The sequence below is a fragment of the Lysinibacillus sp. NPDC097287 genome, from assembly GCF_044761695.1.
GTDB lineage: Bacteria > Bacillota > Bacilli > Bacillales_A > Planococcaceae > Lysinibacillus.
Genome location: NZ_JBIWCX010000022.1, coordinates 39,814 through 48,114, shown reverse-complemented (window position 1 = coordinate 48,114; position 8,301 = coordinate 39,814). Strand labels below are relative to the sequence as shown.

General features: G+C 37.4%; 6 protein-coding genes. 1 reads left to right on the top strand and 5 read right to left on the bottom strand.

Translation table 11 applies throughout. From position 1 onward, the window contains the following. Window positions 1–119: 119 nt before the first annotated feature. The 5 genes from yihA to ACIQ2D_RS20595 all read right to left on the bottom strand — a co-directional run bounded on the left by yihA (window position 120) and on the right by ACIQ2D_RS20595 (window position 7,614). Window positions 120–704 carry a ribosome biogenesis GTP-binding protein YihA/YsxC gene (gene yihA, locus ACIQ2D_RS20615; protein WP_402867180.1) on the bottom strand — a complete coding sequence of 195 codons (585 nt, stop codon included), beginning with the start codon at window positions 702–704 and terminating at the stop codon, window positions 120–122. A gap of 4 nt (window positions 705–708) precedes the next feature. Next, window positions 709–3,033: an endopeptidase La gene (gene lon, locus ACIQ2D_RS20610; protein ID WP_402867179.1), complete on the bottom strand. Its 2,325-nt coding sequence runs from the start codon at window positions 3,031–3,033 to the stop codon at window positions 709–711. 254 nt (window positions 3,034–3,287) lie between these two features. After that, entirely contained in the window at window positions 3,288–4,559 is a 1,272-nt protein-coding gene (gene clpX, locus ACIQ2D_RS20605; RefSeq protein ID WP_402867178.1) for an ATP-dependent protease ATP-binding subunit ClpX, read from the bottom strand. Window positions 4,560–4,985: 426 nt separating this feature from the next. After that, window positions 4,986–6,275, bottom strand: a complete 1,290-nt coding sequence (tig, locus tag ACIQ2D_RS20600) for a trigger factor (protein WP_402867177.1) — start codon at window positions 6,273–6,275, stop codon at window positions 4,986–4,988. Between the two features lie 349 nt (window positions 6,276–6,624). Beyond that, a complete protein-coding gene (locus ACIQ2D_RS20595; RefSeq protein ID WP_402867176.1) occupies window positions 6,625–7,614 on the bottom strand; it encodes a tetratricopeptide repeat protein in 990 nt (329 codons plus the stop codon). Window positions 7,615–7,833: 219 nt separating this feature from the next. On the opposite strand from ACIQ2D_RS20595, the gene ACIQ2D_RS20590 reads away from it, so the two are divergent. Continuing rightward, a complete protein-coding gene (locus ACIQ2D_RS20590) occupies window positions 7,834–8,298 on the top strand; it encodes a hypothetical protein (protein ID WP_402867175.1) in 465 nt (154 codons plus the stop codon). The last annotated feature ends 3 nt before the right edge of the window (window positions 8,299–8,301 follow it).

Sequence of the window (8,301 nt, the reverse complement as noted above, 5' to 3'; positions counted from 1 at the left end):
AAACAAAATTAAACAGCCAGTCTCCGGTAAAATACCGTAAACTGGCTGTACAATAAGGTGTTTTCTTATTGTCTCAAAAAAGACAGGCAGTGCCATTAGACGAAGTAGATGTTTTTTTGTTACATCATTTTCTTTTCAATTTCACGCCAAACTTCTTCAAAGCCTAAACCTTTTTCAGAAGAGAATACGATTAATGGATCATTTTTGTCCATTTCAAGTGTGTCTTTGACGATTTTTTTGTGCTTATCCCATTTCCCTTTAGGGATTTTGTCTGCCTTCGTTGCAATGATAATACATGGGATATTGTAATGCTTTAAGAAATCATACATCATACAATCATCGGCAGTTGGTGGGTGGCGAAGATCGACAATTTGTACGACCGCCTTTAGTTCTTCGCGTCCTGTAATATAACGCTCAATCATTTTACCCCATGCTTCACGTTCAGTTTTAGAAACTTTCGCATAACCGTAGCCTGGTACGTCGACGAAAAATAACTGCTCCTCGATTTTGTAAAAGTTTAGCGTTTGCGTTTTCCCTGGTTTAGAAGAAATACGCGCCATACTTTTACGACCAATCATACGATTAATGAATGATGATTTTCCAACATTTGAACGCCCTGCTAATGCAAACTCTGGCAGTCCATCTTCAGGATATTGTTCTGGTCTAACGGCACTAATGACCAATTCAACGTTGTGGACTTTCATGTGATTAAAAACCTCCGTCTAGTGCAAGAGCTAATACCTCATCAGCTGATGACACTAGTTTAAATGTAAGTTGCTCGCGAACAATTTCAGGAATATCCTCAATGTCGCGTTCATTGTCTTTTGGACAAATAATTGTTGTCAAGCCTGCACGATGCGCACTCAATGACTTCTCTTTCAATCCACCGATTGGTAGAACACGACCACGTAATGTGATCTCACCTGTCATACCAACTTCACGGCGAATTGGTCGATCTAAAATGGCAGACGTAATGGCTGTAGCCATCGTAATACCAGCAGAAGGTCCATCTTTGGGAACAGCACCTTCAGGCACGTGAATATGAATATCATGCGTTTCAAAATACTCTGCATCGACACCGAGCTCTTTTGTCTTTGAACGTACATAAGACAATGCAGTTTGCGCTGATTCTTTCATAACGTCACCAAGCTTACCAGTAAGCTGTAATTTACCCTTACCTGGCGTTAACGACACCTCAATTTGAAGTGTATCACCACCAACAGTCGTATATGCTAATCCAGTAGCAACGCCAACTTGATTTTCTGTTTCAGCTTGTCCGTAACGATAACGATGTTTACCTAGGAATTCTTCAAGTGATTTAGAATTCACAGTAACACGTTTTTTTTCACCGGAAACGATAATTTTCGCCACTTTACGGCATACTGATGCCACTTGGCGCTCTAGACCACGTACGCCAGCTTCACGTGTATAATAACGGATTAAATCAAGTACCGCTTCATCCTTGAAAATCACTTGTGCTTTTTTCAAGCCGTGTTCTTCTAGTTGCTTTGGTATCAAATGGTCTTTCGTAATCTCTGTTTTTTCAATTTCTGTATAACCAGCTATTGAAATTATCTCCATACGGTCTAAAAGCGGTCCAGGAATTGTACTTAAATCATTCGCTGTTGCAATGAATAACACATTCGATAAATTATAAGGTTCTTCAATAAAATGATCGCTAAATGTACTATTTTGCTCAGGATCTAATACTTCAAGCATCGCTGCTGAAGGATCTCCCCTAAAATCATTCGACATTTTATCGATTTCATCTAGTAGGAAAACCGGATTCACTGTACCTGCTTTTTTCATACCTTGAATAATACGTCCTGGCATTGCACCAACATACGTACGACGGTGACCACGGATTTCTGATTCATCACGGACACCGCCTAATGAAATACGGACAAATTTTCTATCTAAGCTTTCCGCAATCGAACGTGCTAGTGAAGTTTTACCGACACCTGGAGGTCCTGCTAAACAAAGAATCGGTCCGCGTAATGATTTCATTAGCTGACGTACAGCTAAATATTCAAGCACGCGTTCTTTAACTTTTTCCAGACCGTTATGATCTCTATTTAAAATCTTCTCAGCATGTATTATATCCATGCGGTCTTCTGTCTTTTTAGTCCATGGCAGTGATACCATCCAATCGACATAGTTCCGAATAACGCCACTTTCGGCACTTGCTGTTGGTAGCTTTTCATAGCGATCCAGTTCTTTTGAAACAGCTTCTTTTGTTGTTTCTGGCATACCCGCTTCATTTATGCGCTTGCGTAAAGCAGCGACCTCACCAGTTTTACCCTCACTGTCACCAAGTTCCGTTTGAATAGCTTTCATTTGTTCACGTAAATAATACTCTTTTTGTGTACGCTCCATCGATTGCTTGACTTTAGCATTTATTTTTTTCTCTAAATCAAGCACTTCCTGTTCATCATGTAAGCGAATAATTAAATGGTCGATACGCTTTTTCACATTTAACATCTCTAAAATCTCTTGTTTGTCTGCAATTTTTACTGGTAAATGTGAGGCAATAATATCCGCTAATCTGCTAGGTTCTTCAATATCCGCCACCGTATCAATTGTTTCTGTCGTAATCTTATTTGAAGATCTCGCATACTTTTCAAAATACGTGAGAAGCGTACGCATTAACGCTTCTGTCTCCACGTCTTTATTTGTAGATTCTTCTTTAACATCTATATCAACAGTTGTGTAATTTTCTAATTCTGTGTAGTTAGACCAAGAAGCACGGGCAATGCCTTCCACTAATATACGAAGCGTTCCATTTGGTAATTTTAGCATCTGTTTGACATATGCCATCGTGCCTAATTTATATAAATCATTTTCGCCCGGTTGTTCGTCATGCATTTCTTTTTGCGTTACTAATAAAATCATTTGATCTTCTAGCATAGCTTGCTCAAGCGCTGCTACAGAACGACTTCTACCCACATCAATATGTAACACCATAGTAGGATATACTAACAGTCCACGTAAAGGCAATAGTGGCACATTAGATGTTTTTTGTATCGTTACCATGCGGGCAATCACCTCCATCGAAATTTTGTTGTTCATAATCCCGCAATATTAGTATGTGTTTAAATAGTTGATTCACACTAATTATTCGCACTAGCCATAAATTCCACATAATCCAGTTATAGACAAATGTATGTATGAACAAAAAGCTGACTGTCGAGCTGTGCGAGTATTGCACAATCGAAGCCAGCTAATTTACTCTTTATCTCATAATATTGGATCGTCAAACTTCTAGTATGTCTTTGAAGTTTTCTCTATTATGCTGAAGTTTTTTTATCGTTACCTTCATCGAGTTCAGTGCCATCTTCAAGAAGCAATTTCGGTTTCTCTTTATCCGTAATTGTTTTTGCTGTAATGATACATTTTTTCACGTCATCACGCGATGGTAGTTCATACATTACTTCAAGCATTGTTGCCTCAATAATTGATCGAAGACCACGCGCACCTGTTTTGCGATCTATCGCTTCTTTGGCAATTTCAGAGAGTGCACCTTCATCAAATTCAAGTTCAACACCATCAAGCTCAAGCATTTTTTGATATTGCTTCGCTAATGCATTTTTCGGCTCCGTTAAAATTTGTACAAGGGCAGACTCATTTAGTTGCTCTAAGCTTGCCAATACTGGTAAACGACCGATAAACTCAGGAATTAGACCGAATTTTAGTAAGTCTTCTGGAATAAGTTTAGCCATCAATGAGCCTTCTTCTACTTCCACTTTGTTTGGATCAGAACCAAAACCAATTATTTTTTCACCTTGACGACGTTTAATAATCGATTCGATACCATCAAACGCACCGCCTACGATAAATAAAATATTTGTCGTATCGATTTGTAAAAATTCTTGATGTGGGTGTTTACGACCGCCTTGAGGTGGCACGCTTGCAACTGTACCTTCTAAAATTTTAAGAAGAGCTTGTTGCACACCTTCACCAGAAACATCACGAGTGATTGATGGATTTTCTGATTTACGTGCTACTTTATCGATCTCATCAATATAGATGATCCCTTTTTCAGCACGCTCGATGTCATAATCTGCCGATTGTATTAGTTTTAATAGAATATTTTCTACGTCTTCACCTACATAACCCGCTTCTGTTAAAGAAGTCGCGTCTGCAATAGCAAAAGGTACGTTTAATATACGTGCTAATGTTTGAGCTAATAATGTTTTACCGCTACCAGTTGGGCCGATTAACACAATGTTCGATTTTGCTAATTCTACATCATCAATTTTACTATTCGTATTAATACGTTTGTAGTGATTATAAACCGCAACTGCTAAGGCTTTTTTAGCACGCTCTTGTCCAATTACGTACTCATCTAAAATCGCTAAGATCTCTTTTGGTTTTGGAATATCTTGAAATTCGATTTCTTCCTCAACACCTAGTTCCTCTACAACGATTTCTGAACAAAGTTCGATACACTCGTCACAAATATAGACACCAGGTCCCGCAACTAATTTACGTACTTGTTCTTGTGGTTTACCACAGAATGAGCATTTTAAATTGCCTTTTTCATCATTAAATTTGAACAATATGTTTCACCCCTATTCAAGCAACAATCTTACAAGATAATTGAATCATTATCAAATATATTGATTGCTTAAAATTTAGCATCGTGTGCAAAGTCAAACAACAATACTATGTATAAATTACGCCTCGGCGTAATTGCGTCCAGATTTTGAATTGTGCAAGCACAATTAACTCCTTTCAAAATCTGTGACACCCGCCGGAGGCTTTATCTTCATTCAGCTGGCGTTTAGACACCCGCTGAAAAAAGATAAATTCTCATTCCTCATTCCTCTCACCGCCTATAGAGGCAGGAGTTGTTTGTACCTGTCGCTTCACTTTCGGTACAAACAGCATCTGCTGAATGAAGATAAAAATCTATAAGTGATAAAACAAGGCACGGTTAAAAAGCCGTACCTTGTCTCATAATCATTTTACTATATATTCAAATCTTATTCAGTGATTTTAGCGTTTTCCACTAAAAGTTCAACAGTTTTTTGAATTTTGATATCATTTTCAAGAACTGCAGTTCCACCTAATGCAGAAGTGATTTGTTCTTTAGTCATGTTAAATTGAGCAGCCATTTTTTCTAATTCAGCGTCAATGTCAGCTTCTGTAGCTTCGATTTTCTCTGCTTCAGCAATTGCTTCAAGAGTTAGAGAAACACGCACGCGGTTTTCTGCTTCTTCTTTCATTTGACCACGTAAGTCTTCTTCTGTTTGACCAGAGAATTGGAAGTATAACTCAAGGTTCATACCTTGTGATTGTAAACGTTGACCGAATTCTTGTAACATACGGTCTGTTTCAGTTTGGATCATACCAGCTGGCACTTCAAATTCTGCATTTGCAGCAGCTTTTTCAACTAATTCGTCACGAAGTGTAGCGTCTGATTCAGCTTGTTTTTGTGCAGCAGTTTGTTCTTTGATTTTAGTACGTAAAGCATCAACGCCTTCTACTTCTGGGTCGATTTCTTTAGCGAACTCATCATTTAATTCTGGAAGAACTTTTGTTTTTACTTCTTTCACTGTTACTTTGAAAGTAGCTTCTTTACCAGCTAATTCTTCAGCATGATATTCTTCTGGGAAAGTAACAACTACATCTTTAGCTTCGCCAGCTTTAACACCTACAAGTTGTTCTTCAAATCCAGGAATGAATGAACCTGAACCGATTTCTAGTGCGTAATCTTCGCCTTTACCACCTTCGAATGCTTCTTCACCTACGAAACCTTCGAAATCGATAACAGCAGTGTCGCCAGTAACGATTGCTTCATCTTCTTTAAGTTCAAGTTCAGCTTTTTTAGCTAGTTGAGCTTGGATTTGTGCATCTACTTCTTCATCAGTTACTTCAACTGGAAGTTTAGCTACTTCAAGACCTTTGTAGTCACCAAGTTTTGGTTCTGGTTTAACAGTTACTTGAGCTGTAAATGAGAAATCTTGACCGTGTACAAAGTTTTCTGTACCAGAGATTTCTGGGTAATCTACTGGTGCGATACCAGCTTCGTCGATTGCTTTAGCATAAGAATCTGGCACGATGATTTCTAATGCATCTTGATATAAAGATTCGATACCGAAGCGTTGTTCGAACATTTTACGAGGCATTTTCCCTTTACGGAAACCTGGTACGTTAATTTGTTTTACCACTTTCTTGAATGCTTGTTCCATTGCTGCGTCTACTTCTGCAGCTGGTACTTCAATTGTAAGAGTACCGATATTTCCTTCTTGTTTTTCCCATTTTGCTGACATGTATAAAAACCTCCAAATAATCAAATTCACCTCAGCCTAAATGCGTATAGAATTCGAATAGTTTTTGAATCAGTCAGAAAGCCACATCCATATGTAAGAAACATATTAGGCTACCATCTATCCAAGTCTTTCAAAATCTATGCCATTTGCCAGAGGCTTTACTTTTATTTAGAAAGTGCTTTTTTGCACTCCTAAATGTAACTATTCTCTAACACTCGTCTTACCTCGTATAAAATAACAGGTGACTCCTGTAAAAAAAAGTTAAATTCCAATGTTAGACAATTCATTCGTAACTACGATTTTGACAACCATTTTAGTATATCATAGATGCGTATAGTTTCAACTTTTTTCACACATCTTGCAGTTCGGTTAACTTTTCAAGCATTTGTAAAAAGTCGATAATTTCATAGTTCATTTCTTGTACTTTACCTAGCATTGATTGCACAAAATCTATATAACTATAAGCGATATCATCGGCTTCAAATGGCAACCACTCAAATGGATAAGTAACGATCGCGTGCTTTGCCATTAGATATTGTACCATTTCAAGCATCGTTGGGTCTTGTTCTAATTTATTTTCCACAAACTCTTTAACTTGCGCATATTGTGGCAATTGAGTTGGTAATTGCAATTGACTAGGATTGACCGTTTTTGTCTGCGCAAATTTCGTGACATTCACCTCAATTGACACCTCTTGCTCCACAAGTAAAATTAGCGCTAAACTTTGGACAAATGGGTGAATATTTTCACTTTCAATAATTTCTTTTAGTTCTTGTTTTAATTGACGAATATTCGAATCCATCAGACGATGCAAAAGCATAGCTTGTTTATTTGGTTCTAATGCACAGAATCTAGCTAGCTCATATTCCTGTTCTTCAATAAGGGTCTGCGTATCTTCTTTTTGTTGGAGATTTTTAGCAACCTCAATATTTAAATCCTTAAGACGTTCAAATTTTTCAAGTTGTGCTGGCGGTAAAGCATTTTCTTCTATTAAAGCGTCAATCAACGCCTCTACTTGATGATATTCCTTTAGCTGCATTGAAACGGTTATATACAGTTCCATCACTTCTACATACAAAGAAGTACCCATTGCTAGTAATTGCGCGCAAACAGCTTTAGCTTTTTCGTATTCTTTCAGTTCATAGAGTGCATATGCATAAGCACTTAAAGCCGTTTCATCACCTTCTTCATATAAAAAGGCTTTTTCAAAGCATTCTACAGCTTTCTCATATTGGTATTCTTCCGCATAATGGTGGCCTTCTTTTATTAACTTTTGTGCTGCTCCTGGAAAAACAATGATATTATCATGTTTAATTATCGGTCGTTTATGTTTAGCCATTCTTCTCACCCCCACTTCTAAATTCTTACTAGTATGCATCATTTGATAGCTCGCTCAAACCCAAATAATGTTTATTTTTTCCACATTTTTATATACAGATTTTGTGACAAAGCGTATTATATATTAAAAATCCCCTTTAAGACAAAGTCGAGGAAGAACTTTTTTATATGATAGTTATTGTCTCATTGGGCAATTCAATTCTTTAAAGGAGTGAATCACATGCAATTAATGGATATAATCAAAGAATTCGATAGTCGCATCTCTCCTAAGTTCCAAACACTACCTATAAAGATTTCCTGCTATTCAACAGCTATAGGTGGACATCGTGAATACTCAATTGATTTCGATTTTTTTACAAACACCAAGATTAATACGTATGCGCAAGAAGCGAATACGTACATCACAAGTATTCAAGGTAAGATTCCTGGTACTATTGATCTTGGTCATCAAGACAATGCACTATGGATTGTTCCTCAATCTGTCCATATTGAATGTAGCTATAAGCTTTTATGCATTGATCGTAACGATATGAAACGAATTTTACAACATCCACAGCCTATTCTTCATTACAGTGAATGGGTGGTTGACGCCATTAAACACGCCAATATACTAGTAGATGTAAAAACAAATAAAAATACGATTACTGAATGGCCATTAGGAATTAAGTCCGCAGCCTTTCTTTAAGTT